The sequence below is a fragment of the Sulfurimonas sp. HSL1-2 genome, assembly GCF_039645565.1.
In the GTDB taxonomy this organism is placed as follows: Bacteria; Campylobacterota; Campylobacteria; order Campylobacterales; family Sulfurimonadaceae; genus Thiomicrolovo; species Thiomicrolovo zhangzhouensis.
Genome location: NZ_CP147914.1, coordinates 506,874 through 531,693 on the forward strand (window position 1 = coordinate 506,874; position 24,820 = coordinate 531,693).

23 protein-coding genes are annotated in these 24,820 nt (G+C 54.1%); 9 read left to right on the forward strand and 14 right to left on the reverse strand.

Annotated elements, in window-relative coordinates; genetic code table 11:
• Positions 1-212: 212 nt before the first annotated feature.
• The 7 genes from WCX18_RS02570 to WCX18_RS02600 form a co-directional block, all read right to left on the reverse strand.
• A complete protein-coding gene (locus WCX18_RS02570) occupies positions 213-1,340 on the reverse strand; it encodes a hypothetical protein (RefSeq protein ID WP_345989301.1) in 1,128 nt (375 codons plus the stop codon).
• Between the two features lie 81 nt (positions 1,341-1,421).
• Positions 1,422-2,216 (reverse strand): SIR2 family protein, encoded by a 795-nt coding sequence (locus tag WCX18_RS02575; protein WP_345989303.1) that lies wholly within the window; start codon positions 2,214-2,216, stop codon positions 1,422-1,424.
• Positions 2,217-2,218: 2 nt separating this feature from the next.
• On the reverse strand, positions 2,219-2,764 hold the full coding sequence (locus tag WCX18_RS02580) for a non-canonical purine NTP pyrophosphatase (RefSeq protein WP_345989305.1): 546 nt from the start codon (positions 2,762-2,764) through the stop codon (positions 2,219-2,221).
• Positions 2,764-3,738 carry a hypothetical protein gene (locus tag WCX18_RS02585; RefSeq protein ID WP_345989307.1) on the reverse strand — a complete coding sequence of 325 codons (975 nt, stop codon included), beginning with the start codon at positions 3,736-3,738 and terminating at the stop codon, positions 2,764-2,766. The genes WCX18_RS02580 and WCX18_RS02585 overlap by 1 nt, the downstream gene beginning before the upstream one ends.
• A 260-nt stretch (positions 3,739-3,998) precedes the next feature.
• Complete coding sequence (locus WCX18_RS02590) at positions 3,999-4,499, reverse strand: hypothetical protein (protein ID WP_345989309.1); 501 nt, start codon at positions 4,497-4,499, stop codon at positions 3,999-4,001.
• 31 nt (positions 4,500-4,530) lie between these two features.
• Entirely contained in the window at positions 4,531-6,264 is a 1,734-nt protein-coding gene (locus tag WCX18_RS02595; RefSeq protein ID WP_345989311.1) for an ankyrin repeat domain-containing protein, read from the reverse strand.
• 256 nt (positions 6,265-6,520) lie between these two features.
• The gene (locus tag WCX18_RS02600) at positions 6,521-9,184 is read right to left on the reverse strand and encodes a WD40 repeat domain-containing protein (RefSeq protein WP_345989313.1); all 2,664 of its coding nucleotides are present in this window, start codon (positions 9,182-9,184) and stop codon (positions 6,521-6,523) included.
• Between the two features lie 380 nt (positions 9,185-9,564).
• Here WCX18_RS02600 and WCX18_RS02605 point away from each other — a divergent pair, with 380 nt between their 5' ends.
• Complete coding sequence (locus WCX18_RS02605; protein ID WP_345990750.1) at positions 9,565-10,374, forward strand: TIGR00282 family metallophosphoesterase; 810 nt, start codon at positions 9,565-9,567, stop codon at positions 10,372-10,374.
• A 13-nt stretch (positions 10,375-10,387) separates the two neighbouring features.
• Here WCX18_RS02605 and WCX18_RS02610 read toward each other — a convergent pair whose 3' ends face one another.
• A complete protein-coding gene (locus tag WCX18_RS02610; RefSeq protein WP_345989315.1) occupies positions 10,388-11,536 on the reverse strand; it encodes an iron-containing alcohol dehydrogenase in 1,149 nt (382 codons plus the stop codon).
• Between the two features lie 243 nt (positions 11,537-11,779).
• Between WCX18_RS02610 and WCX18_RS02615 the strand changes: the two genes are divergently transcribed.
• Positions 11,780-12,496, forward strand: a complete 717-nt coding sequence (locus tag WCX18_RS02615; RefSeq protein WP_345989317.1) for a glutamine amidotransferase — start codon at positions 11,780-11,782, stop codon at positions 12,494-12,496.
• Between the two features lie 155 nt (positions 12,497-12,651).
• Positions 12,652-14,997 carry a hypothetical protein gene (locus WCX18_RS02620; protein ID WP_345989319.1) on the forward strand — a complete coding sequence of 782 codons (2,346 nt, stop codon included), beginning with the start codon at positions 12,652-12,654 and terminating at the stop codon, positions 14,995-14,997.
• Between the two features lie 70 nt (positions 14,998-15,067).
• Here WCX18_RS02620 and WCX18_RS02625 read toward each other — a convergent pair whose 3' ends face one another.
• Positions 15,068-15,580: a hypothetical protein gene (locus WCX18_RS02625; RefSeq protein ID WP_345989321.1), complete on the reverse strand. Its 513-nt coding sequence runs from the start codon at positions 15,578-15,580 to the stop codon at positions 15,068-15,070.
• Between the two features lie 233 nt (positions 15,581-15,813).
• Between WCX18_RS02625 and WCX18_RS02630 the strand changes: the two genes are divergently transcribed.
• Positions 15,814-16,467 carry a 3-methyladenine DNA glycosylase gene (locus WCX18_RS02630; protein WP_345989323.1) on the forward strand — a complete coding sequence of 218 codons (654 nt, stop codon included), beginning with the start codon at positions 15,814-15,816 and terminating at the stop codon, positions 16,465-16,467.
• Here the strand turns inward: WCX18_RS02630 and WCX18_RS02635 are convergent.
• Positions 16,450-16,740 (reverse strand): hypothetical protein, encoded by a 291-nt coding sequence (locus WCX18_RS02635; RefSeq protein WP_345989325.1) that lies wholly within the window; start codon positions 16,738-16,740, stop codon positions 16,450-16,452. The genes WCX18_RS02630 and WCX18_RS02635 overlap by 18 nt on opposite strands.
• Before the next feature lie 102 nt (positions 16,741-16,842).
• On the opposite strand from WCX18_RS02635, the gene WCX18_RS02640 reads away from it, so the two are divergent.
• The 4 genes from WCX18_RS02640 to WCX18_RS02655 are packed head-to-tail and all read left to right on the forward strand — an operon-like array spanning position 16,843 to position 20,454.
• Entirely contained in the window at positions 16,843-17,412 is a 570-nt protein-coding gene (locus tag WCX18_RS02640; protein ID WP_345989327.1) for a hypothetical protein, read from the forward strand.
• Between the two features lie 36 nt (positions 17,413-17,448).
• Positions 17,449-18,783 carry a sodium:alanine symporter family protein gene (locus WCX18_RS02645; RefSeq protein WP_345989329.1) on the forward strand — a complete coding sequence of 445 codons (1,335 nt, stop codon included), beginning with the start codon at positions 17,449-17,451 and terminating at the stop codon, positions 18,781-18,783.
• Between the two features lie 7 nt (positions 18,784-18,790).
• Positions 18,791-20,002, forward strand: a complete 1,212-nt coding sequence (locus tag WCX18_RS02650) for a cation:proton antiporter (RefSeq protein WP_345989331.1) — start codon at positions 18,791-18,793, stop codon at positions 20,000-20,002.
• Positions 19,999-20,454 carry a CBS domain-containing protein gene (locus WCX18_RS02655; protein ID WP_345989333.1) on the forward strand — a complete coding sequence of 152 codons (456 nt, stop codon included), beginning with the start codon at positions 19,999-20,001 and terminating at the stop codon, positions 20,452-20,454. The genes WCX18_RS02650 and WCX18_RS02655 overlap by 4 nt, the downstream gene beginning before the upstream one ends.
• A 4-nt stretch (positions 20,455-20,458) precedes the next feature.
• Here WCX18_RS02655 and WCX18_RS02660 read toward each other — a convergent pair whose 3' ends face one another.
• The 4 genes from WCX18_RS02660 to WCX18_RS02675 form a co-directional block, all read right to left on the reverse strand.
• A complete protein-coding gene (locus tag WCX18_RS02660; RefSeq protein WP_345989335.1) occupies positions 20,459-21,703 on the reverse strand; it encodes an ArsS family sensor histidine kinase in 1,245 nt (414 codons plus the stop codon).
• Positions 21,704-21,705: 2 nt separating this feature from the next.
• Complete coding sequence (locus WCX18_RS02665) at positions 21,706-22,371, reverse strand: response regulator transcription factor (RefSeq protein ID WP_345989337.1); 666 nt, start codon at positions 22,369-22,371, stop codon at positions 21,706-21,708.
• 3 nt (positions 22,372-22,374) lie between these two features.
• A complete protein-coding gene (locus tag WCX18_RS02670) occupies positions 22,375-22,716 on the reverse strand; it encodes a Spy/CpxP family protein refolding chaperone (protein ID WP_345989339.1) in 342 nt (113 codons plus the stop codon).
• 364 nt (positions 22,717-23,080) lie between these two features.
• Positions 23,081-24,595: a DUF4080 domain-containing protein gene (locus WCX18_RS02675; RefSeq protein WP_345989340.1), complete on the reverse strand. Its 1,515-nt coding sequence runs from the start codon at positions 24,593-24,595 to the stop codon at positions 23,081-23,083.
• An 80-nt stretch (positions 24,596-24,675) separates the two neighbouring features.
• Here WCX18_RS02675 and WCX18_RS02680 point away from each other — a divergent pair, with 80 nt between their 5' ends.
• Positions 24,676-24,819: a hypothetical protein gene (locus WCX18_RS02680; protein WP_231020287.1), complete on the forward strand. Its 144-nt coding sequence runs from the start codon at positions 24,676-24,678 to the stop codon at positions 24,817-24,819.
• Position 24,820 lies beyond the last annotated feature (1 nt).

Here is a 24,820-nt window from a genome sequence, read left to right on the forward strand (position 1 = left end):
TATTCAAAGGGGCATTTTTGCAGGCTATTCTAAAAAAGGCTATTAATGAGGTTTTGTACAAAAGGTTCGGTGTTTTTTCTTTAAGGAGGAGGATTATTGAATTTAGTAGACGATATGACATTGGTCATAATCGCTTTGCCTAACGTTTAAAATGATCGATCAAAAAGACATCTGCGGTTTATTGATTAGTTTTATTTGATTTGTTAGAAATTTTACTGGCAGTGACACCAAGAAGTACCCTTCTTTTTCGTCCATCCTGTTTTGTTTGTAGTAAAAGTAATATCTTGTTTGTTCGAATTTAAAGTGTTACATAAAGTACATATCTTCTTGCATGACAATTGTTTAAAAGTGATTCCTGGTCTAGTTTTATATTTTCCATCACTACGAACGAATATCGTTTTATCATGGATGAAGGTCCTTAAACGAGTATATGCCTTTTGATTATGTTCAGAGCCATGATGTGGTGCTGTAATTATTGAACTAGCTGAAAGGTTTGGTATATTTTGGTTAAATGAAAAATCAGAATCTGCGCTAAATAAGACACTGGTGGTTCCATAGTTGTCAGTGGAATAAAAAACTAAACTTTCTCTATTTGCTTTACTGACGTACAAATACATTAATGCATTTAGTGGTGGGGATATTCTGACAATCTCTTGTGAGTTGACTGGTCTGAGATAAATTTCTCCACCGTATGCAGCCTTGTCTTTATTAAACTCAAACCATCTAATTTTGGCCCCTGCATTATAGGCAAGCACTGCAAGTTCTTTTATCTTCTTTGCGGTGTCAATTGCATCTATGAAAAGCTCATATTGAGTTAAACTTTTAAAGTGATAATGGAATCCAAACGGGTAGTAATTAGTTATGTCAAACAATTCTGTTCTGTGTGCAGCTTCTTCCATTGCTTGAAAAAGTTGATCAACATCTAAACTTGATTTATCTGTCTGGTTAGGATGTTTTTTTTGCTCTAAAAAGTCTACATCCGTTAAATCTTCTAAATTATTTTTCTCAAAGGCACCAATTTCAGCTATATCGTTACTTAGCTCTATGATAAAACCTAATGGATTTTTTATCAAATCTTCTAAACGACTAGTCCATACACCTGGTAACCAAACTTCTTTGGCTTTGAGTCCAGATTCAAAATAACCAAGTAAACCATTGATATGATCTGCATCTGCATGTGTACAAACAACAACATCTAATTCATCAGTAACAATGGTTCGTGAAAACTGTATTGGGAATCCTGTCCTTGCTCTTCCACCATCAACGAGAATTTTTACTCCAGACCTTTCTAAATAAAAAGCATCTCCTTGATTTACACCGATAGAAATGAATTTGTCCAAAATGAGTTACCCTGTATTTTTACGATTGAAATAAGCAATCAAAAACTGATCGTAGTTTTTTTAGTCTGCTTAATTTGCTAGCTATTGACTAGTAAGCTTCGTCATAAATTCGATTAAGGCGGCACCAGGATCATCTATTTCTGATGAGATCATTGTAATTCCCCATTGTTTTAATATGTCTTCCTGAATAGGATTTGGTTTAGAGGAAAAAACATATGATGTTGGTTGCACCCTGCCTTGGGCATTCTCTTTCCATAATTGAGAAAGCTTGAAGAATAATAATCGAATATTTATATCTGACAGCCCATATCCAATGAATAAGACAGTTTTCCCAAGTACGTCTGACCTTAGCTTTATATCTAGAGGTGTTTCAAAATCCAAACGTTTGAAATAACTTGTTTCATCCAAAACTATTGAATTATCATCATCAAAATCACCATGAAACTTTACAATTTGAGTTGTTTGATCATTTGTTGTTGTTAGGTCACTAACACCAATTATTTTGTGATAAGGCTTGCCATATTTTTCAAATGCATTTTCTAGCCATCTATCGTAATTTGTTGTATAAATCAGTGGAAAATTAGCATTTACAATAATTTTGTGAATATCTGAATCTTCAATTTTTATAGCATCTGAGTGCCAATTCCTATCCATCCAACTTCTAAGTTTTCCCAAGCCACCTTGTTTGATTGTATAGTATTCGGCTAACGCATAATTGTCACCAAAAGTTGAATATATTTCGGGGTCATAATCCAATTGTTTAGCAATTTCGTTGATCAAGTCACCCCATGAAGGTAAGCCTAAGCCCATGGAAACACCAGCACCAACAAAGAGAATGATATTGTTTTGTTTGTATGCTTCGAATAATTGTTCCATGGTTAGTTGCCTTCCTTCAGGTACTTATTGAATTTGTCAAACGCTATTTTTCTCATAGAAATCTCATTCTTTTTATCGCCTAGTTCTGCAAAAGTCTGTTCTTCACCATCAGGTATAAAAACGCAATCCCATTGGAAGCGTCTTTCTCCTTTTGGCTCAGGAGAGATATTACCAATTATTTCACCATCAAAATAATGTATCTTTTTACCGTCGCAATAGCCTATGGTTGTTCTAGCAATAGCAGTTGTAGTATCTAAAGTTCCTAATAATTTTGAAAACCTATCAGCTTCTAATTTATCCCAGAAAATTTGCGTCAGTCCTCCAGGAAAACTATTTAAGCTGTCGAGATAAAGTCCTGTGTGTTCAACAAATACAGGTCTTCCCACCTTTTTAAATGCTTTTAGTAGTTTGTCTTTAACAAGTTTTTTCACATTATCAGTTTGTATTTCCTCAATTTTCAATTCTGTTGCAACTATTTCTGCTGCATCTATCATTTTTTTAACTTCTGCAAGTTTATTCAGGTTATTAGTGACAAATCTGATTTTCATTAAAGTCCTTTGATGAATGAATACTTCTTCTGAGTAGCCAACATTTTTTCTAATATGTCTTTTCGCATTGTTTCATCATGAAAGGACATATAATCATCATTGATAGTTTTGTTATGTAGTGCAGGGTTGTCAGAACATAGCACGAATGGAACATCGTTTTCGAGGAATTTGACAACTGGGTGATCATCTTCTTCTCTGACAGCACCAGTTAAACGGTTACTAATTGGGCATACTTCAATACAAACATCTCTTTCTTTTATATATGCCATTAATTCTTGGTCTTTTTCTGCGGCTGTACCATGACCGATTCGGTCAGCCGTAAACGAATCTATAGCTTCAATAATATTGGCTACATTGCCAGTTTCTCCAGCATGTACCGTAATGTTGAAACCATATTTTTCTTTTGCATTTCTAAATAAACTACTAATATTCTTTGAAATTACAATATCCTCATTACCAGCAAGATCTAGCCCTAAGACTCCATTGGGCTTATCAAGCTTTTCATACGCCTTTATGAGTGTATGAAAGTTCTCTGCTGAATAATCACCTCTGGATATTGTCATCAATAACCCTGCCTTTATATTGTATTTTTCAGAAGCCTGTTCGATTTCTTCTAAAAGCCACCGAAGGGCTAGTTCTGTACTGATGTTATTTAGAAATGATAAGTAGACTACACTGTTTCTAATTTCAACAAATGAGACATTTTGCTGTTTCAGATTTTCGAATGCATTTTGAACCATGAGTTTTAGACTTTCCTTACTATTAGGGATGAGTCTTAGTACGTCCCATGGTTTAAGATACTGTTCTAGACTTTCCATAGGAAATTCTCGTATTAAATCTCTGTGAATGTTGAAGTCCTGAGGGACTTCTATTGATTCTTCAATGATAATCTTCTGAATAGTAGATGTTGATACTAATCCATTTAAATGGACATGTAACTCACCCTTTTCAAGATTCGAAATATAGTTTTGCATTTAATTCCAATAGATATAGCTTCTATATTATTAGTGAACATTCTATGTAAAACAACCTTTGATCATCAAAACAGTTAACATAGATTGAGTGTTGCTATGCAATATCTTCACTAGGAACGGCTTTAACCCGCAAAGCGATACAATGCCGATTATGAAAAATCTCACAGTAGCAATGATCGACGACATTGTCGGGCGGCCGGGACGGTCGATGATCAGGCAGCACCTGCCGCGGCTCAAGAAATAGCGGTATCTCAAGCCGGTTACTGCTCCGGCATTATCCTCTCGTTCGCGTCGACCTGCTTCGTCTTTAGCTGCGCGGCACGCTCCTTGTCCACCTCAAAAAGCTTGTAACGGATATCCGGCCCCGGAATGGGGATGAATCCGTAGGGAACAAAGGTGACCCCTTCAAATACGGGGTAGGTCTCAAAGAAATTCGAACCGTTCACTTCTGCCGTGAAAGCAAGGCTTTCCAGGTGCGTGAAATAGGGGGAGGATGAATCGGAAACGCCGAGCTCGTGCGTTCCCGGCGGGATGGGAAAGGTAATGCGCTCGCCGCCGTGCAGATAAAAGGCATAGGCACCGTCCACCATGATGCCGACACTATGCACCGAGAGGATGAGGTTCGATGACTTTGGGTAGCAAATAGTCACTGTAGCGACATCGCCTTTTCCGGCCAGCAGACGCTTGGCCATCGGCGACAGCGTTGGACTGCACCCTTGCAACAACAGAAGCGATATCACGGCGGCAATCACTGTTTTCATACTAAGAGTGAGTATAGCCAGTTTGGATCGATCACGGGTATTTAGCGATCAGTTCCTGCATACGCTCAAGGTTTTTCCCCTTGCAAGACGCTTGTATGCGGGTCAATGTGTCTCCGCCGAATTTGTCTTTGAGAGCAGGGTCGGCTCCATTGGACAGAAGTAATTCGACAAGTGCAAAGTTCCTACATTTCTTGGCGGCAATTGTCAGTGCCGTTGGGCCTCTAAGATATTGATAATTCACATCGTAACCGTGTTCCAGAAACATTTTGATGATCGGAATAGATCGGTCTCCATCGGTGACCGCGACATCAAAGGGAGTCATCCTGTGCAAATCCGCGTACATGTCTGCACCGTTGAGTAGTAGTTTTTTTACACTCTGTTCTTTGCGCAGTCGGACGGCATAAAACAGCGGTGTAAAGCTGTTGCCGTTGCGTACCTCAAGAATGGAACGGTCGCGAAGCAGTTCATCCAATACCTTTTCTTGATCGTTGGCAATGACGTAAAAAATGGAAGGTCCTCGTTTGAGAGAACGATCGTAGCGCAAGCGTGCCAACATCTTTTTGCGGGCTTCTTTTTTTCTGATAAGACGTTCTTCGTCATCTAGTTTAGCCTCCAGCGCTTTTTGTTCTTGCAGCAGTATCAGCTCCGGATGGTGTTCCTTGAAGGTTTCATACCATTGCTCATCTTCGTCTTCGAGAAAGAGCTGATGTTCGAATGATTCGAAATATTTTTTGGCAAAGCTGTCATAGAGGATTTCAACATTGACGCTGTCATCGCACGGGCTATGGAGGCTCCGCGCTGAAAGTCCCGTAATATCTCTCTCGATCTCGTTGATCAAGTTCGTGTCGACGACATAAAAGCGGCTGCTTGAGTACGCTTCCTGCTCCTGGGCGAGATCAATTTTATCATTCGCGACATAGGCGTTTCGCGCATTTTTGTAGAAGGAGCGGCCTTCACCGGTACTTTCCGGATCGTGCAGTTTTTGGAGACGGTCGATACAGTTCTGGGCGAGTTCCGATTTGATGTCATTGGCAAAAATGTCATATTCGTCTTCGGCATCGATGTAGCGCGGGACATAGACGTTCAGCGCATCGGCATAGAAGCGGATACGAGCATCGCCATAGTCGTTTGTGGGATAGGTCCGTTGGTATGATTGATCGTATAGCGCCTGTGCTTGTTGAGCCGCTCGCCACATGACGCTGGCAAAGAGCATGTAGTAGCCTGTGATGATCAGTAAGCCCAGGATGGCGACAGTGCGCAAAAACATTCTGAAAATGCGTAGCGGCGGAGCACTGCTCTCAATCGTATCGAGGACGACAGTAAGGGCGATCCGGTCATGCAAGGACCGTTTGTCCCGATCCAGAAATATCAGCAGTACCGGCAGGAGCGAGAGGCCAAGAAACAGGAGGATTGACGGGTTGCCGTGCGTAAGCTCGGAGACTTTGAGTGCAGCGGACACGTAAAGGAAATATCCCAGTACGATTGTTTCACGAATGGCCAATGTTCGAAAAGTCAGTGGCTCGGAATTATCCCTCTCCAGGGTCAGGCCGAATAGTTTTTTCCCAAGGGTGCCCCGCAGGGGCGAAAGCGGGAGAAATACGCGGTAAAGCCAAGAGAAACCTATGAGGGCGTAGGGAAAGAGTGATACATACGACTTCGGCAGAAGTGGCAGAAAGAGTACGATGACCAGGCTTACCAGAAAGATGTCGGAGAGGAATGCGACAATTCTCGTGAGTGCGGTTGTAATAGAAATATTTTTAAACATAAAAAAATTATATTGTTTTTATCATAAAAAACATTTATCGAATCTTTTGAAATCAGGGAATCGCGCAGGCGTATCCTGCAGGGAAAGCCAAACAACAGTTTTTTCAGTCCGATACAGCTACATTGCTACCCATGAATAGGTTGAAAGTAGCAATGATCGGTGACGTCGTCGGGCGGCCGGGGCGGTTGATGATAAAACAGCACCTGCCGCGGCTACTGTAAAGATCGCATATGCTTCAGTATGGTTGCGGTAGCAGCTATTTTGCCTCCAGCTGCCACAACGCAATCTCCCTGCCGATCGTGGCAATATGATTTTCGTCTATGAAGATGGCGCCTCTGATGTCCCCGCCGGTGAGAACCTCATACTGGACCTTGCTGCCCAGTTTCCATAGAAATACGCCAGATTGGCTTGACGCCATAAGATACCTGTGGTCTTTGCTCATTTCGAGGTGCTTGCACTGCATATAAAAATCGGCGTCAAGGGTCTCGACGATCGATTTTTTGTTCACATCCCAAAAACGGATGTTTTGCCCGTTGCAGACCATCAAATGATCAGAGTTCCTCGGATCGTGGGCGATGGCACCGATATCGCGGACCTGTTTGTCTTCGATGGTGTCCGAGTAGGTGAATTTCATATTTCCCGTACCACTTCCCTTTTTCTGCCAACGCTCCACATGCCCGTTGCTGCTGCCGATGTAAATCGTCGTACCATCCGGCGATTCCCCGACAGCGCTGATCCTCGGCGTAAAATATTTCTTCTCTTTTTCAATGAATTTCGGAGTCATCTCTATGATATTTTCATTCTCCGTATTGAAAAAATAGATGCTTTTGCCTGCCCCGGCCACCAGGGTTTTATTGTCTGACAAAAAATGCATGAGGTTCTTGGCACCTTTGGGCAGACCGTCAAGTGTTTTCCGAAGTTTGTTTCCCTGAATATCCCAAAGGTATATTTTGTCCCTGCTCCCAACCGCCAGCGTTTTGCCGTCGGGTGACATCACGGGTTGGAAACTGTAAGCCATGTCCCGGGGGAGGGCTTTGGGAGGAAGCTTCCGTTCTTTGTCAAATATTCTGGCGTCCTGACCGCTGACAAAAAAACTGCTGCCTCTATCGGAGTGTGCGAAACCGTATGGAGCATGGCGTGTCTCCATGATCACGTCGGTTTTTTGGGCCACGTCAAAAGCGCTGGCAATGGGTTGGGGGCCGTATTGGTACTCTTTGGTCGTCCGTTCTTTGACAAACGAAACGCTGTTTTCCTCCTGTTCGCCGCACAGGCGCTCTACATGCTTGCCGACCATATGGTTGATCCGGAGCTTGTGGTTGTTGAGGAGGATGTAGTCGATGCCTTGATACCTTTTCCTGTCAAAATGGATGGCGTCATTCTTGTTCATAGTCACAAAACCGCTGCAGAGGTTTCCGCCGGGAACGCCTTCGTATGTCAGCTTCATGCCGCCCTGGGGCATCCCCTCGATACGGACGCTGCTGCCGAAAGCCGGAATGATCTTGTTCTCCTTATCGATCCATTTGCTGTCGATAATCCCGGCTTCAACGGCTTTACTGTTGGTCAGGTCGTGAGTAGGTCTGTTTTCAAAGACCTTGGCGTAATACTTGAGGATGCTGTCTTTCTGACTGATCCCGGCTCCCATGGCAGCTCTTGTGAAACCGGGCTTTTGTGCCGCCGTCTTCCGGACCGTCGTGGCGGCTTTGGGTTGTAAAAGCGCCGTCTGGTTGCAGTCGAAGAAGTGCTTGAGTTCTTCACTCTCTCCCTCCTGCTTCATCTTCATACCGATGGTTGTCGCCCACCAGAACATCGGCTGTACCACATAGGTGCCGAACGCCTCTTTGAGCCCCTCCTGTTCGATGTCAGTTTTCAGCAACTGAAGAAAAGGCGTTTCGTCTTTGATGCAGTCTTGCAGGCGGAGTACCTTCAGGCCCGTGCCGATATCGCCGTTCTGCTTCCCTATCGCCGCTCTGATCTCGTTGAGGTACGCCTGCATCTTCGTCTTGGTTCCGGGGGCTCTGCCGTAGCTGTTGATGTACGCCTGGGATGTGGCGAATACGGGCATCTTGTTATGTTTGGGCGCCGGTTTTTCAATAGCGACGTCGACGGGAGCAAGCGTCATCGCCGTGATATTGTTCTCACAGTATGCGCTGATCTCGTTGGGCAGAAAGTCGGTTTTCAGTGGGTAATAGTTTGAATAGGAAGTAATTGAAGATACCAGCTTTCGCTTTTCGTTCAGTCTGTCACCGCTCTTTTGATACAGATCCAGCCGCCGCTGGCACTGTTCGAGATAGACGATCTCCTGCTGCATCGCGTGCCGCTTTTTGGGACGGTCGTAATTGCGGAGTATCTCCTCTTTGAGATAGGCAAGTCTGAACAGCATCTCCTTGTTTTTGCGGGTAGTCTCCATATGGTCGATACTTTCATAAACATTACGCGGTATCGTATTTTCAGGCAGCTGCTTGAGCGATGTGAGGTCATAATCGCGTTTGTCGTCACCTTTCGGTTCGACGCTGTATACCGGCTTGTTCGCCAAAACACGGGCGCGGAGTTTGGCGTCATACTCGCGCATCCGTTTTGACGATTCCGATGACCCGTCCGTGCGGATGCGTCCCTCCACCCTGCGCAGTTTTTTCAGTGCTTTTTGTTCGCTTTCTGTCGGGGTGATGATGGCTTCGAGGACATTGTCAAATGAATAATGGAGCTTGCAGGCACTCCCAATGTCGCTCACAATATGCCAAAGCCTCCAGTAGTCTAGATCGCTCTTTTCAAGATCTTCCATACTTTCGACATGCTGCATCCGGTATTTGAGTGCAAGTGTGTACGTATAGAGCATCGTCTTGTCGTCCTTGTTGAAGCAGTCGAATGATTCTACGTATCGGGTCGCCTGATAGGGAAGCGTGTTGGCGAGATATAGTCCCAATGCGTTTGTAGTTTCTTTATGCGTTTTTTCTGCATGTTTTTCCGGCTTTGCCTCGGGTAGGGAATCCAGGCACTTCACCAGCGCCTGCTTCGAGATTTTTTCAGCGCGGTACGCCTCAAAGCATGTCTCGCGCTCCGCACTGTGGAGCAAAGCTGTCAGACAGAGTAATAGCAAAGTTTTTTTCATGATTGTTTCCTGGAATTTCATCGGTTGTCATATTGTAGATTAAATTTGGTTAAAAAAGATTTTTCAGTTTGCCGCGTGTCATGAACCCTTCTCCTTACATGGAAAAGCAGAAGCCCCTCTGTTACTTTCGTTTCCCAGCCGGCACTGCGCGTTCGGTTTAAAACGTTCAGGGTAGAATAGCGTTTATGAAAGCAATTACAGTAGCAATGATCGGTGACGTTGTCGGGCGGCCGGGTCGGTCGATGATCAAGCAGCACCTGCCGCGGCTCAGGAAGGAGCACGGCATCGACTTCGTCGTGGCCAACTACGAGAACGCCAGCCACGGCTTCGGGCTGACCGCCAAGAACGCCGACGAGCTCTTCGGCGCAGGCGTGGACGTTATGACCGGGGGCAACCACAGCTTCGACAAGAAAGAGATCATCCCCCTTTTTGAAAAGCTGCCGCTCTTGCGTCCGCACAACTACCCCGAGGCGATGCCGGGCAAGGGCACGGGCATGTACGAGGTGAACGGCGTCAAAGTGGGCGTGCTCAACGTCATGGGCTACTACGCCATGCCGATGGTCGACAACCCCTTCATCTGCGCGCAGAAGAGCGTCGAGGCGCTGCGGCGCGAGGGGGCCGAAGTCATCCTTGTCGATATGCACGCCGAGGCGACGAGCGAGAAAAGGGCGCTGCTCATGATGCTGAAGGGCCACGTCAGCGCCATCATCGGCACCCATACCCACGTGGCGACGGACGATTTGCAGATCGACGGCGGCACGGGCTACGTCACGGACCTGGGCCTCAGCGGCTGCCGCGACAACGTCATCGGGATGGACCCCAAGATCCCGCTGCAGCGCTTCCTGACAGGCCTTCCCGGCCACTTCAACGTCCCGGAAAAATGTAAAAAGATTCTGCAGACGGCCGTGTTCGAGCTGGACGAGAAGGGGCGCTGCATGAGCGCCAGGAAGATCAAGACCTTCGACGACGGGCGCGAGATCGTCACCGACGCCTGGGAAGTATAGAAAGGCGGGCGCTTTAGAGCGCCAGTTTGAGGATCGTTCCGAGAACGTCCTCGGTGTAGGTGTCGGCCAGGCCGAACATCTTGGCATTTGCCGCGGCGTTTTCGACGATGGCGTCGATGTCACTCTCTTTGATCGAGAACTGCGACAGCTTTGTCGGCGTGCCGACCTTGTCGAACCACTGTTCCAGCGCTTCGATCCCCTCCATGGCACTCTCTTTTCCGAAAAGATTCTTTGCAAACCGTTCGAACTGCGCTTCGTTCTGCTTATGGTACCACTTCATCCACGCGGGCATGATGACCGAGAGGCCCGCGCCGTGGGCCACGTTGAAAAGGGCCGAGAGGCTGTGCTCGATCATGTGGTTGGGGAAGCTGTAGCCCGCGACGCCGAGGGTAGTCGTGCCGTTGAGCGCCTGCGTCGCCGCCCAGGCGAACTCGCCGCGCGCATTGTAGTCGTCCGGGTCGGCCAGAAGCGTCTCTGTCGTGGTCATGACGGTGGAGATGTTCGCCTCGATGTACTTGGCGATGATGTCGGGATGATACGAGGCGGTAAAGTACCCCTCGATGGAGTGGGCGATGATGTCCGCGGCGGAGTAGACGAGGTACTCTTTGGAGACGGACTTCTGCAGCTCCGGGTTGACGACGGAGACTTTCGGGTAGACGTGGGGCGAGGCGATGGAGAACTTCTGCTGCGTCTTCTCGTTGGTGACGACGGCGTAGGTGTTCATCTCGCTCCCCGTCGCGGCGAGGGTGATGATGTCAAAGACCGGCAGCGCTTTTGCAATAACGCTTTTGCCGATGAAGAAGTCCCAGACGTCACCGTCGTAGAGGCTGCCCGCCGCGATGGCCTTGGAGCTGTCAAGGACCGAACCGCCGCCGACGCTGAGAATGGCCCCGACGCCTTCGGCTTTGGCCGCCTCGACCCCCTCGTACACCTTCGAGAGCAGCGGGTTGCTGACGATGCCGCCCAGTTCGACGTACTCGATGCCGTTCGCTTTGAGGCTGGCGGCGACGGTGTCGAAGAGACCGTCATTTTTGATGCGGTCGCTGCCGAAGGTGAGCAGCACCTTCGTGATGCCCGCCGCGGCGATGTGGTCGCCGATGGCTTTTTCCTTGTCTCTTCCGAATTCGATCTTGGTGGGGTTATGATAGGTAAAATTTGTCATCTTGTTCTCCTGGATTCTTTTGGACCATTATAGGGGGATTTGCGTTTACACACTTGACCGATCCTATAGTGTAATTGCCTGATAGTATAAATCCATCGGTTTGTGCAGAACGAGAGGCCGTTACGTGAAAAGCGTGTTGTTTTTGAAACGGAAGCGCGGTAAATAAGGTGCATAAATTTTGGGCGCGTACCGGGCCGCAGACCCTCTTGCCATCGATTACAATAACGCAAAAAAAGAGGCGGCGTGAAACGGATCTGCATCATCAAAACGGGATCGACGTTCGGGACGACACGGAGCGCGTACAATGATTTTGAAGACTGGATCATCGCCAAGCTGGAGCTGCCGCAATCGCGCCCCTTTACGGTGAACGTCCAGGGGGGCGACGCCCTGCCGGACCCGGCGCGGTGCGACGGTGTGATCGTCACCGGGTCGCACGCCATGGTCACCGACGAGGAGGCCTGGAGCAAACAGACGGCAGCGTGGCTGGCGGAAGCAGTGGCGCGGGGCATCCCGATGCTGGCGATCTGCTACGGACACCAGCTCCTGGCCAAGGCCCTGGGCGGCGTTTCAGGCTATCACCGTAACGGGATGGAAATAGGGACGGTCGCCATTGATCTGACCGACAGTGCCAGCGACGACCGCCTCTTCTGCGACCTGCCGAAGCGTTTTGATGCCCATACCATCCACTCCCAGACTATAGTCACCCTGCCCGAAGGCGCCGTGCGGCTCGCGTTCAACACCCACGATGAAAACCACGCCTTCAGGATGGGGCCGTGCGCCTGGGGGGTGCAGTTCCACCCCGAGTTCGACAGGGCCGTCATGCGCTCCTATATCGAAGAGGTTTCCAAATCCGAACCGTTCGGGGAAGAGAAGCGGGCGGCACTGCTTGAAGCGGCGCGCGAAACCGCCGAAGCGACGGCGATCCTGAAGCGGTTTGAGAAGCTCGTCTGCGAAGGGTGACGCCCAAGGCGGACACCCGTTTATAAAATCCCCCCTTTTTTCGTCCCAAAACGTAAAGTTGAACTTGACAAAAAAGAAAAAATTATAATAACTCTGTGATAGATCTGCGGTAGAATCGTTTAAAAATTCCGTCGGAGTGATAAAAAATGTTTCGAATGATGACCGCTGCACTCCTGCTCGGCACGGCGGCGCTGGCCTACAACGCCCAGCCCCCGTTCGCGCAGGACAGACTGATACCGACCACGATCGAACAACAGGGCAAAAAAGTTGACGCGTTCAACCCTTTTAACAAATACAACGTCTTCATCAACTATGAGCTCGGCATGCACTGCGCCGGGTTCGACGAGAGCTACTGCTGCATCATCCCGCCCTACAACAGCATCCAGGCGCAGGGGGTCATCACCGGCAAGGACGGAAAGTCTCCCTATTTCATCCGCAAGGATAACGAGATCCAGCTCTACTACTACGTGGATGACAACAGCTACTCCGAGGGGAACAAGATGCGCTACTGGGGCGTCAAGAAGGACGTCAACGGCAACGGCCGCACCGACGACAACAACGACAATCTCCCCAACTATGTCTGGAAGCACCTCTACATCTACGAGGACAGCCTGGGGACGATCCCGAAGGGCGCGACCAAGGCGGACCGCAAGTACCTCGGCCTCGATATGCCCATCAAGACCGACCACGGCCCGACGAACAAGCCGCTGTACGGCGGCTACCTCGACTTTGCCGACGAGCACGGCGACAACGTCGTCATGACCGAGACGCTCATCCCCGAGCTGCAGGACGTCAAACTCAAACTCAGCGCCGAGTACACCTGGGACGCCCTGGGGCTGCCGCTGACGGCCTTTACGGACACGGAGCGCAAAGGGACCATCCGCGGCGTCGACGACCGCACCTTCCAGCCCTACCAGGTCTCCAAAGTGCGCGTCCACGACAAGCACGGCAAGGCGATTCTCGATGACGAGAAGAGGGTCTACGAGTTTATGGGCACCAACCCCATCGACATCCCCAACTGCCAGGTCTGCCACTCCCGCCAGGGCGTCGCCGCCGTCAAGTCCCGCGAAGAGGGGGTATGGCAGAGCGACACCGAGTACGACTACTGGATCGGCTACCACCCCGACGTCACCGAGTACATGGCGCGGCTGGCCGAGGGGCTCATCAACATCCTCGCCCTGCACGACAAGCACCACGGCACGGACTTCCTGCGCGACTACAAGACCGACACGCCGAATTTCCGCCTGGGGACCGTCAGCTCCGTCAACTGTACCGACTGCCACGGCGACAACATCTCCGGCAACCTCAAGACGCCGCGTGACGGGGTCACGAGTTACAAGGCAGTCCATGCGAAGCCGCTGGCCGAAGCGGTGCACGGCTTCCACATGAAAGCGGCCCCGGTGCCCGACGGCGCCGACCGTCCGGCGAACTGCCAGGTCTGCCACCCGACGCACGGGCAGGACAAGAGCATGAACGACGCCGATATGCTCTTCCGCCTCACCGATGCCTACGGCCGCAACATGGTGGGGGACAAAGACCTCCGCATCGCCGGGGGCGGCTGCTACAACGGCCGTGACGCCCACACGAACCCCGATGTCAAACCGCCGTTCTTCCTCAACAGCGTCGGCCGCTATTACCTCGAAGAGGTGAGCATGAAGGACGAAAAGGGCAAGAAGGTCGAGAAGATGCGCGGGCTCTACTGTACGCACTGCCACAATGCGCTGTCGCAGGAGCTCTATGCCTACGACGCCATCAAAGACCCCAAGTACCAGTCGGGCAAGACCCTGCGCAACCGCGACCTCAAAACGGTCGTCAAGGCGCTGGCGGGCGGCAGCATGAAGAAGTTCGCCGCGATGGCGGACCCGAAAGTGGCGGAGACGGAGGCCTACTACACCGAGCATAAGGGTGCGGTGCTCTCCACGGTGAAAGGGACGAAAAAAGACGGCAGCCCGATTCTCGGCGAGTGGGATGACCCGAAAGGCAAAGCGGTCGGCTACGACGCCGTGAGCGGCGGCTCCGACTGGTGGCTGGCCTCGGGCGAACCGCACTGCGCCGACTGCCACGCGGCGCCCTTTGTCGAGGACGAGGGCGGGGACTACTTCCCGATGGACCAGAACAAGAAGTACGCCCTCTACCGCCACTCGAAAGGGCACGGCAAGCTCTCCTGCCAGAGCTGCCACGAGTCGACGCACGGCCTCTACCCGACCCGCTTCGACGGCACCCGCAGCATCGACCAGACGACCCACGACCAGGCCATGCAGTACAGCCCCGACGGCGAATACGCCGGCCCGGTCACCTGCAGCGCCTGCCATACGGTCAACAAAGAGGGCGTCCCGACGTCACTTGCGGGCACGGAGTACGAGCACGACTACTGGGCGTCGGTCACCCTGATGCACTTCATGCGCCAGAAGAACTTCGACATGCTCCTGCCTATCCACGAACTGCTGGAGCGCTACCCCTACAAACGCTCGAAGCAGATCGTCGAGGAGAGCTGGAAGTAATTGCCAGGGCTTGGCGGCCCGGCAAACCCTGGGCGATCACCGCTGATATGATCAGTATTGCTTGAAGATTTTACGGGGTACACACTTCGCGCGTTTGTGCATCTTCAAACTGTATGCGTGATACTTTCTGTTTATTGACCCATCCGACGCTCTGGTCAAGGGGGCTGACCACTTTGTAGTCATCCGCTGTCTCTTCCAGAATCCGGACATGAGAACCCGGGCGCACATCCCCAATTATATTCCCCTTCCCAAGGCTTGAAGGTTTTGTCCAGAGGTGTATCATAATGTCTGCAGAGTTGATCCATTGCGATGTTTCGCCAACCTCCCGTGCGAGTCTTTCGGCGGAATGCAGGACGACGAATTTCACACAATTGCCGCTCCGGCCGGATTTTGAATGCGCGACTTTGTTCGATGATTGATCGGGGTGTTGTACCTTCCGGTGCATAGACTGTTGGTATTCATCCGTTTTAATATACGCCTTATACTCTTCAAACGTCATTGTTTTTATTTTTTCAGAGACCTCATAGGGGGATAAAGCGAAAAGTAGTGTAGTACCCAGTGTCAGAAATAACAACGCCTTCATATTCTTTTCCTTTCACGATTGATCTTTCCCGACAAGATGCGCTTCTGTCCGGGTCGCCATAGATCCGCGGAGTCCCCAAAGAGTGGCACTGCGCTTTTCAAGTGTAACAAAATTGTGTATTTTTAACAATTTTACGCCATCTTCTTCAGGCGATGATATGTTTTCCATTCAGATTTATGGATAGTCTGTCCCGTGTATAATGCGTGAAGAGAATGCTGTCAATGGAGAGATTCATGGTACCGTTACCCGATGCGAATACCCTCTACAGCGCTCTGGACGCGCTGAACCTGCTCGAAGGGAAACCGCCGATGTGGTGGCCGGATTACGGCACCTTCGCCGTTGTCGTCGGGGCGGTGCTGACGCAGAACAGCCAGTGGACGCGGGTGGAACAGTCGCTTGCCAACCTGGATACGGCGGGGGCGCTCAGCGCCGAAGCGATTGCAGACGCCGATCCCGGCGAGCTGATGGAGTTGATCCGCCCCAGCGGGCTTTTCAAGAACAAGGCGAGGGTGCTGCAGGCGCTTTCGGCGGCGCTGCTGGAAGCCTACGGCGACTTTGAGACCTTCCGCAATGAGGTCAGCAGGGAGTGGCTGCTGGAGCAGAAGGGAATAGGCCCAGAGACGGCGGATTCCATTCTCTGTTACGCCTGCGGGCGCGACGCGATGGTCGTGGATGCCTACACGGCGAGGCTGCTGCGGGCCTTCGGGTTCGAGCATGAGAGTTACGACGACCTGCAGGCGTGGTGCGTTGAGGGGATAGCAGGGCGTTTCGAGGCGCAGGAACTGCCCTCGATCTACGCCCTTTTCCACGGGATGATCGTCGAGTACGTCAAGCGGTACAAGAAGGGGAGAGAGGTGGACGTGGAGGCGCTAGCGCCCCTGCTGTAAGCTACCCTGTGATTTTTCTATCTGCTGCTGATGGAGCTGATGCGGTGTAAGCCTGGCGGAGGGGGAGAAGAGCAGGGCGTAGGCGAGCATCAGCATCGGGATGCCGATGCCGATAATCCCGGCCAGCCACATCTGCCCTTTGTGCGGCGGTTTCGGCGGCCCCTTCTCCCCGGCGCGGATGAGCAGGTACATCACGGCGATCGCGATCAGCGTGGCGAAGAAGACGGTGACGAAGACGACCATAGCGGCCCTGGTAACGGGATCATCCAACATTCTATAACTTTAGCCCAATCGTGAAGCGTTTGTCAAAGGATGCGAAGCGAACCGGGGCCGGAAATGCGCTATGATAGTGCAAAATCTGCCAAGGTCGGATGCATGGCGAACCATAAAAGCTACCTCGGACGCTACGAACGGGATGCGCAGGGGCGCTACATCATCGATGTGGCGGCAGAGCGGCCCGAAGCGCTCTATAACTATTTCGACAAGCATGCCGACTACCTGCGCCGGGACCTTGACCAGGAATTGACGGACTACCTGACGTCGTCCGCCAAAGAGCTGCCGGGGACACCGCTGGTCATCCGCTTTACCTTTTCGGAAGAGGAAGCGGAAGAGAAGTACACCCGCATCCGTAGCAGCATCGGCACGTTTTTCCAGTACATGGCCGAGCTGGAGCGGGAGACGACGGCGGAGATGCTGCGCAAGGCGGGGCTGCTTTTCGCCGTTGGTGTGGCCATCATGTTCCTGGCCGTCTGGGTACGGCAGTGGATCGGGGAGAGCCCCTCCGTCGTGGGGGAGGTCTTTGCCGAGGGACTCACCGTGGCCGCCTGGGTGTCGCTCTGGGAAGGGGTGGCCCTTGTGCTGCTGGAGTGGCGTCCCCACCGCAGACGGGTACGGCGCTACGAACGGCTGGAGGCGGCGGAGGTCCAGTTCCGCAGCAAGGCGTGAGTGTGAGACGATTTCAAGGTGTAATCAGGAGGTTTGATGGAGTGGTTTGAACAGGCGGTCGCAGCGGCGGCGGGTTTTATCTGGGGGGCGCCGGTCCTCATACTGCTGGTCGGTACGGGGCTGTTCCTGACCGTCAGGCTGCGGGGGCTCCAGTTCCGGGCGCTGGGCCACGCCTTCAAACTGATCTGGCACCGCAACGATGAGTGCGAGGGGGATATCTCCCACTTCGCCGCGCTGATGACGGCCCTGGCCGCGACGGTAGGCATCGGGAACATTGTCGGGGTCGCGACGGCGATCGCGCTGGGCGGTCCCGGGGCGGTCTTCTGGATGTGGGTCATCGGGCTTATCGGCATGGCGACCAAATACTCCGAAGCGGTCCTGGCGGTCAAGTACCGCGTCAAGGGGAGCAACGGCATGAAGGGCGGGCCGATGTACTACATCTCCGAAGGTGCCGGGCTGCCGTGGCTGGGCGCGGCCTTCGCCGTGTTTACGGCGGTGGCGGCCTTCGGCATCGGGAACATGGTGCAGTCCAACGCCGTGGCATCGGCGCTGCAGGGGCAGTTCGCGCTTCCCGCCTGGGTGACCGGGATCGTCCTGACAATTCTTTCGGGGGTCGTCATCCTCGGCGGCATCAAGTCCATCGCCCGCTTTACGAGCGTCCTGGTCCCCTTTATGATTGCCGGCTACGTGCTGGGGGCGCTCGCCATCATCGTGCTGAACCTTGACAAGGTACCGGGGGCGTTCGGGCTCATCTTTACCCATGCCGTCACGCCGATTGCCGCGGGGGGCGGCTTCGTCGGGGCGACGGTGGCGGCCGCGATCCGCTACGGGGTCGCACGGGGCGTCTTCTCGAACGAATCGGGCCTCGGCTCCGCGCCCATCGCCGCGGCGGCGGCCAAGACGGATTCGCCGACGCGCCAGGCGCTGGTGAGCATGACGCAGACCTTCATCGACACCCTGGTCGTCTGTACGATGACGGCCCTGGTCATCCTCATGGCGCCGCAGTGGCACGAAGGGGTGGCGGCAGGGGAGCTGACGATGGTGAGCTTCACCCACTTCCTGGGCGTTGCCGGGACGGTGATCGTGACGGCGGCGACGGTGCTCTTCGCCTACTCGACGCTGATCGGGTGGGGCTACTACGGCGAAAAGGCGATCGAGTACCTCTTCGGCGAGGGGCATATCCGCTACTACCGCGTCGTCTTCGTCCTGATGATCTTTGTCGGGGCGGTGTTGAAGCTGGAGCTGGTCTGGAACATCTCCGACCTCTTCAACGGGCTGATGATCATCCCGAACCTGATCGGCCTTCTGCTGCTGCATAAGGTGATCGTGGGCGAGACCGAGCGCTATTTCGGCGGAAGTAAAACGGAGTAGGGTCAAAATGCAGACGCTCTTCTGGATCGGATTGCTCTTCGCGGTCGGGTACGCCGCCGGACTGCTGAGCGAACGTTTCAGGCTGCCGAAGGTGACGGGCTACCTGCTGACCGGGCTGCTGCTCAGTCCTTCCGTCAGCGGGATTCTTCCGCTCTCCTTCATGGAGGGGAGCCGCGAGATCGTCCATTTTGCACTGGCGGTGATCGCCTTTATGATCGGCGGTTCGCTGAAGCTCGACAAGATCCGGAAACTGGAAAAGAGCATCATCGCGATCATGCTGGGGGAGTCGGAACTGGCCTTCCTGACCGTCTGGGCCGGTATGGTCTTCGGTCTGACTTTCCTGCTGCCCGGGAAGGGGGAGGATGTCGTGATGATCACGGCGCTTTTCCTCGGGGCCATCAGTGCCGCGACGGCCCCGGCCGCCGTGTTGGCGGTGATCCACCAGTTCCGTGCCCGCGGACCGCTGACGCTGACCATCCTGGGGGTCGTGGCGACGGATGACGCGGTGGCGCTCATTAACTTTTCCATCGTGCTCGGCATCGCTTCGACCCTGATGGGGTTGACCGACGCACCGCTCTTCGTCTCATTGATCTCCCCCTTTGTCGGCATCGCCGTTTCGCTGGCCTGCGGTATCGCCGCGGGGTGGCTTCAGGGGCTGCACCTGCGCTATGTCGCCTCGGAGAGTGCCCTGGTGATTTCGTCGGCGGCGGTACTGCTGCTGCTTTACGGCAGCATGGACACCTTCGGCTTCGACGGCCTGCTGGCCGCCATGGCCTACGGGATGACGCTGGTCAACAGCAGCGCCCGGAGTGATGTACTCTTCCTGACCATCAGGCACCATTTCGAAGAGATGATCTTCGTGCTCTTTTTCCTCATTTCCGGGGCGACGATGGAGCTGGAGGTGATGGCGCAGGTGTGGCCGGTCGCGCTGCTCTATGTGGGGCTGCGCCTGATGGGAAAGGTTGCGGGGAGCCGGGTCGGTGCGCGCCTCTCGGGGGCGCCCGAAGCGGTGCGGATGCATATCGGCCCGGCGCTGATGCCTCAGGCGGGGGTGGCGCTGGGGCTCGCGCTGATCCTTTACCACCACCCCGAGTTCGGCGCCATCGGGACGACGGTGCTCAATACGGTGATTGCCGCCACGGTGGTGAATGAACTGGTCGGCCCGTTGCTGCTGAAGCAGATGCTGGTACGCGCAGGCGAAGTGGAGGAGAAAAGATGAAAACAGTGACAGTAGGAATGTTCCTGGAGCGCTCAAAGACGCCATACGGTGCCGTGACGGTGCATAAAGAGGCGACGCTGCGGGAAATCCTCGACACGATGCTGCGGCACGGGGAGGAGCGGGCGGTCTTCGTCGTCGACGATGACGGCGCCCTGTCTGGCGTGGTCTCCCTCGGTGCCCTGGCCCGCCACGTCATGCACGAGGGGATCGCCCCGCAGAACGGCTTTTCGCCCGCCACCGATATCCTCCACTACCTGACGGCGGAAAACGCCGCGGACATCATGGAGACGGAAGTGGTCTGCTGCAGCCCGGATGAACCGCTGGAAGATGTACGGCAGAAGATGCTGGGCCGGAAGGTCTACAAAGTCCTCCCGGTGGTGGATGCCTCCTACCGCATTGTCGGGGCGTTGAACCTGATCGCACTTCTGGAAGCCTCCCTGGCGGAGGAGTGAAGCGTCAGGCGGCCGAAGGAGCGAAGCGGATGCAGAAGCGGTGCATTCCTTCGCGGTAGTCGTAGACGAGGGTGAAGCCGTGGGCCCTCATGACGGTGTCGGTGATGGAGAGGCCGAGCCCGAGTCCGCCGGCGGGGTTGGCACTGGAGAAGGGCTGCATAATGGTGTTCAGCGGCACTTCCAGCGGCGCACCCGCGTTGGCGATGCAGATCCCCTCGCGGTCGGCGGTGACGGTGACCGGGGGTGCGCTGCTGTATTTCAGCGCATTGTCGAGGAGGTTGCACAGGGCGCTGACGAAGAGGGGGGCGTCGGCGTCGATGCTGACACCCGGGTCGGCGGTGATACGCAGTGCCTGGCGCCGCTCCGCGGAGAGGTAGAGCTGGTTCACGGCCGTTTCCAGCAGGGTAGCGACGTTTTGCGGCATGCGGTCGAGCCCGATGCTCTGGAGCTTTTCGACCTGGGCGACGCCGTTGATGAGGTCGTCCATCCGGCTGAAAAGACGGTTGAGGTAAGCGGTCTGTTCGTTTTCTTCCATCATTGCCAGGGAGAGTTTGCCCTTGGTCAGCGGGGTTTTCAGCTCATGCATGACGTTGCGCAGAAAGAGCTGGCGTGACGCGCGCAGCTGCCGGAGCTGCTCCAGGGCGTCGTTGAATTCGTTGGCGATTGCCGCGATCTCGTCGCGGCGCGTGCTGGAGGTGTCGATATCGAGGTCACCGCGTCCGAAGCGGCGGATCTGGGTATGCAGATCGCGCAGCGGCAGCAGGCTGCGGCGCAGCAGGACATAGAGGGTGACGAGCCCCGCCAGCAGGAACACGAAGATCAGCTGCAGGCCGCCGAAGTTTTCGGCGGGCCGTTCATCTTTGACAAGAAAGGGGTCGCGACGGAGGGTGGAGAGGAAGTAGTAGCTCCCGCCTGCCTCGTAGAGCCGCAGCGGCAGTCGCTCCCGGTGTTCCCGTGCGTCGTGGTCGTCCGCGTTACGGGGCGGCTGCAGCTCCCTGGCGTTTTTGGGCAGGGCGTCGGGGGTGAGCAGCGCAAACTGCGCCTCTGCGAGCGCGGCGGTGCGTTCGGCACGGTCCGTACTGCGGAGGTGGTGCAGCAGACGTGCCAGTTCCATCCCCCGCAGGATCTCCCGGCGTGTTTCCATATGCGAAGCGGTGACGTGGAACAGGGCGAAGAGCAGCGCCAGCGTGACCAGTGCGAGCAGGAAGAAGAGGTTGAGCTTGAAAAAGATGGAACTGCGGCGGGGCATGGTCACTCCGTGAACTTGTAGCCGACGCCGCGGACGGAGTGGATGAAGGCGGGGTGTTTCGGGTCCGCTTCGATCTTGCGGCGGATGCGGCCGATGAGCACGTCGATGCTGCGTTCCGTGCTCTCCCAGCCGATGGCGTCGACGTTGTTGGCGATGAAGTCGCGGGAGACGACTTCGCCTTTGTGTTTGATGAGGAGGGCAAGGAGTTCATACTCGGCGACGGTGAGCGAGAGGGGTTCGCCCTCCTTGTCGATGCGCATGCGCGCGGTATCGACCGAAAAACGGGAAGATTGACGGGTGACGGTGCCTGCGTAGCGCCGCAGGTGGCTCTGGATGCGGGCGACGAGTTCGCGCGGTTCGTAGGGTTTGGGCAGGTAATCGTCCGCCCCGTACTCGAGGGCGATGACTTTGTCGCTGAGGTCGTGCCGGGCGGAGGAGATGATGATGGGGATGTCGCTGCGTTCGCGAAGACGCCGGCACACCTCGAGCCCGTCGATCTGCGGCAGGGTCAGGTCGAGCAGCACGGCATCGTAGGATTCGATGCCGAGCGATGCCAGGGCGCTTTCGGGGTGGGTGTAGGAGACGACCTCCATGCCGTACTGCCCGAGGTAGCGTTCGAGCAGTGCGGTGATCTCGGTATCATCTTCGATTAACAGGATTTTTGCCATTGCCTAGTCGTATTTTGGTCTCTTCATAGGCATTTTATCACGATCGCACCGTTTATCCATACGCTGTTTCATACGGTCGCTGCGCGCGGCGATGTAGGCTTTCTTCTGGTCGTCGGTGAGGACGGCGAGGATGCGGTCGTTCGTTTTGTCGCGCAGGTCGTCCATCTGGTCTTTCAGTTTGAACCGTTCGTTGCGCGCCTCTATGCGGATGGTCTTGAGCTGCGCTTTCTGTGCCGATGTCAGGTCAAGGGAATTGAGAAGCATGCGGCTGTCGCCGTGCGGTCCTGCGAAAGCGGCAGTGCCGGCGGCTGCGAGCAGCGCTCCGATGAGAAGTGTCCGTTTCATGGTCTATCCTTTGGAAGGGGATTAAGGGCACCTCTAAAGACCGTGCAGGATCTTTAGAGGTGCCCTAAAAGAGGAAACATCCTCTTTACGTTTACCATGATAGGACGTCAATGTAAGCGCTCGCACAACAGGGTGTAAACCGGTGTAAACGGATGAAATATGATTGCTGTGCCGCAGGCGCGATACGAGCTTCGGCGCGCTGAAGCGCATGAAGTTAAATAGTGTCTGTCGTTGAGCGTTCGTTGAAAGCCATCCCGGAGGCAGAAAGCCGGGAGGGATGAGCGATTCGCGAAACGACGATTTTTGTGCTACTTTTTTAAAAAAGTGGCAAGGGTCTGTGGTTGGAGTTCGCGTAGTAGGTGGATCAGACCCGCATCGATTGTCGTTTTGTCGATGCGCTTCCCTGTACGGCTTCCCCGCCGCTGCTCTCCTCTGAGGCGTAGGCGCGCAGAAAGGGTGGGAGGCGCTTGCCGTGGCTCTTGGCGAAATCCGCGGCCATCGCGCGGCCGACGTCTTCTTTGTCGAATAGTTTTACGTCGACGAGGTAGTCGAAGAGCAGTCGGGCCATCCGCTCCTGGGCGATCTTCCATGTTGCCGCGGTTTCACCGTAGACCCAGCTGCTGAAATCAGAGAACCCGTCAAAAACCTTCCCTTCGGGCCAGAGCAGGGCGACGCTGCGTGTAAAGTTGCCGCTGTTGTAGAGGATGTCCCAATAGCGGGCGAAACGCTTCATCTTCTGGATCGCTTCGAAGGAGACATGGGCCGTCTTGAGGACGTCGTAAGGAGGGGTGTCGGCGTAGACCATGCCGAAGGGGTCGTCGTGGCGGGCCATCGTCGTGCCGGAGAGCTTCTTGAGGATGCCGATCTGGATCTCCCCGCTGCTCCAGGAGACGAGGGTGTCGAGCCCGCGGGCGAAGCTCTCCAGCGTTTCGCCGGGGAGGCCGACGATAAGGTCGAGATGCAGGTGGGCGCGGGTATGTTCCTCGAGGAAGCGTAGGTTCTCCTCTATTTTTGCGAGCCGCAGGGGGCGGTGGATATTGTCGGCGATTTCGGGGTTGAGGGTCTGGATGCCGACTTCGAGCTGCAGGGCGGCCGGGGCAAACCGCGCGATCCGGCCCCGCAGCGCTTCGGGGAAGTGGTCGGGGATCACTTCGAAGTGCAGGAAGTACGGCTCATCCTTGGCGAGGAAGAAGTCGAGGATCCTGTTCGCGTAGGCGAGCTTGAGGTTGAAGGTACGGTCGATGAACTTGAAGCTGCGCACCCCGCGCTGCCACAGCTTCTCGAACTCCGCAGTCATGACGTCGATGTCGAAGTAGCGCATCTTGTCGTCGATGGCCGAGAGGCAGAATTCGCAGAGGTAGGGGCAGCCCCGCGACGTCTCCAGGTAGACGTAGCGGTTTTGGATGTCGTTGCTGTCGTAGTCGTCATAGGGGAGGGCGATGGCGGCGAGGTCGACTGTCGGTGCCTTGATGAAACGGTCATTCCGTTCCATGCCAGCGAGCAGGTCGCGGCAGAGTTCGTAGAAGGCGATTTCCCCTTCGCCGCTGATGATGTAGTCAGCATGTGAGAAATCGACCCGGTGGGGGAGGTGCGACGCCTCCGGTCCGCCCAGGACGATGACGGTTTCCGGGGAGACCTTCTTGAGGATGCCGATGAGCTCCGCGACGTCGCCGGCGTTCCAGATGTAGGTGCTGATGCCGACGATCCAAGGCTGCTCGGCGAGGATGCGTTCGGCGATCTGCTGGATGTTCTCGTTGATGACGAATTCGCGGATGACGCTGCGCTCCCGCAGTTCGCGCAGATTGGCGTAGAGATAGCGCAGCGCCAGAGAAGCGTGGCTGTAACGTGCGTTGAAGGTGGCGAGAACGATGGTATGCATAACGGCATTGTAGCGTGTCTGCGGCAAGCTGATTCTAAAAGGGGCGTGGCTATAATCAACGCAAAAAAAGGAGCGTACGCATGCGCATTACGGTTTTTCTTGCTTTGGCACTTTCAGTCATGGCGGCATTCGGAGGCTGCTCATCCGCACAGATCAACGAGACGGCGGACAGCATCGGTTCGGACATCAAAAATTTCGGTGAAAAGGTGACCGAGCAGCACTAAG

Excerpts from the sequence above, each read along its gene's own strand:
- WCX18_RS02665 (WP_345989337.1), bottom strand. The coding sequence starts at position 22,371 with ATGGCAAAAATCCTGTTAATCGAAGATGATACCGAGATCACCGCACTG.
- WCX18_RS02660 (WP_345989335.1), bottom strand. The coding sequence starts at position 21,703 with ATGCCCCGCCGCAGTTCCATCTTTTTCAAGCTCAACCTCTTCTTCCTG.
- WCX18_RS02585 (WP_345989307.1), bottom strand. The coding sequence starts at position 3,738 with ATGCAAAACTATATTTCGAATCTTGAAAAGGGTGAGTTACATGTCCAT.
- WCX18_RS02675 (WP_345989340.1), bottom strand. The coding sequence starts at position 24,595 with ATGCATACCATCGTTCTCGCCACCTTCAACGCACGTTACAGCCACGCT.
- WCX18_RS02655 (WP_345989333.1), top strand. The coding sequence starts at position 19,999 with ATGAAAACAGTGACAGTAGGAATGTTCCTGGAGCGCTCAAAGACGCCA.
- WCX18_RS02625 (WP_345989321.1), bottom strand. The coding sequence starts at position 15,580 with ATGAAGGCGTTGTTATTTCTGACACTGGGTACTACACTACTTTTCGCT.
- WCX18_RS02620 (WP_345989319.1), top strand. The coding sequence starts at position 12,652 with ATGATGACCGCTGCACTCCTGCTCGGCACGGCGGCGCTGGCCTACAAC.
- WCX18_RS02575 (WP_345989303.1), bottom strand. The coding sequence starts at position 2,216 with ATGGAACAATTATTCGAAGCATACAAACAAAACAATATCATTCTCTTT.
- WCX18_RS02670 (WP_345989339.1), bottom strand. The coding sequence starts at position 22,716 with ATGAAACGGACACTTCTCATCGGAGCGCTGCTCGCAGCCGCCGGCACT.
- WCX18_RS02595 (WP_345989311.1), bottom strand. The coding sequence starts at position 6,264 with ATGTTTAAAAATATTTCTATTACAACCGCACTCACGAGAATTGTCGCA.
- WCX18_RS02610 (WP_345989315.1), bottom strand. The coding sequence starts at position 11,536 with ATGACAAATTTTACCTATCATAACCCCACCAAGATCGAATTCGGAAGA.
- WCX18_RS02640 (WP_345989327.1), top strand. The coding sequence starts at position 16,843 with ATGGCGAACCATAAAAGCTACCTCGGACGCTACGAACGGGATGCGCAG.
- WCX18_RS02680 (WP_231020287.1), top strand. The coding sequence starts at position 24,676 with ATGCGCATTACGGTTTTTCTTGCTTTGGCACTTTCAGTCATGGCGGCA.
- WCX18_RS02645 (WP_345989329.1), top strand. The coding sequence starts at position 17,449 with ATGGAGTGGTTTGAACAGGCGGTCGCAGCGGCGGCGGGTTTTATCTGG.
- WCX18_RS02590 (WP_345989309.1), bottom strand. The coding sequence starts at position 4,499 with ATGAAAACAGTGATTGCCGCCGTGATATCGCTTCTGTTGTTGCAAGGG.
- WCX18_RS02580 (WP_345989305.1), bottom strand. The coding sequence starts at position 2,764 with ATGAAAATCAGATTTGTCACTAATAACCTGAATAAACTTGCAGAAGTT.
- WCX18_RS02630 (WP_345989323.1), top strand. The coding sequence starts at position 15,814 with ATGGTACCGTTACCCGATGCGAATACCCTCTACAGCGCTCTGGACGCG.
- WCX18_RS02635 (WP_345989325.1), bottom strand. The coding sequence starts at position 16,740 with ATGTTGGATGATCCCGTTACCAGGGCCGCTATGGTCGTCTTCGTCACC.
- WCX18_RS02650 (WP_345989331.1), top strand. The coding sequence starts at position 18,791 with ATGCAGACGCTCTTCTGGATCGGATTGCTCTTCGCGGTCGGGTACGCC.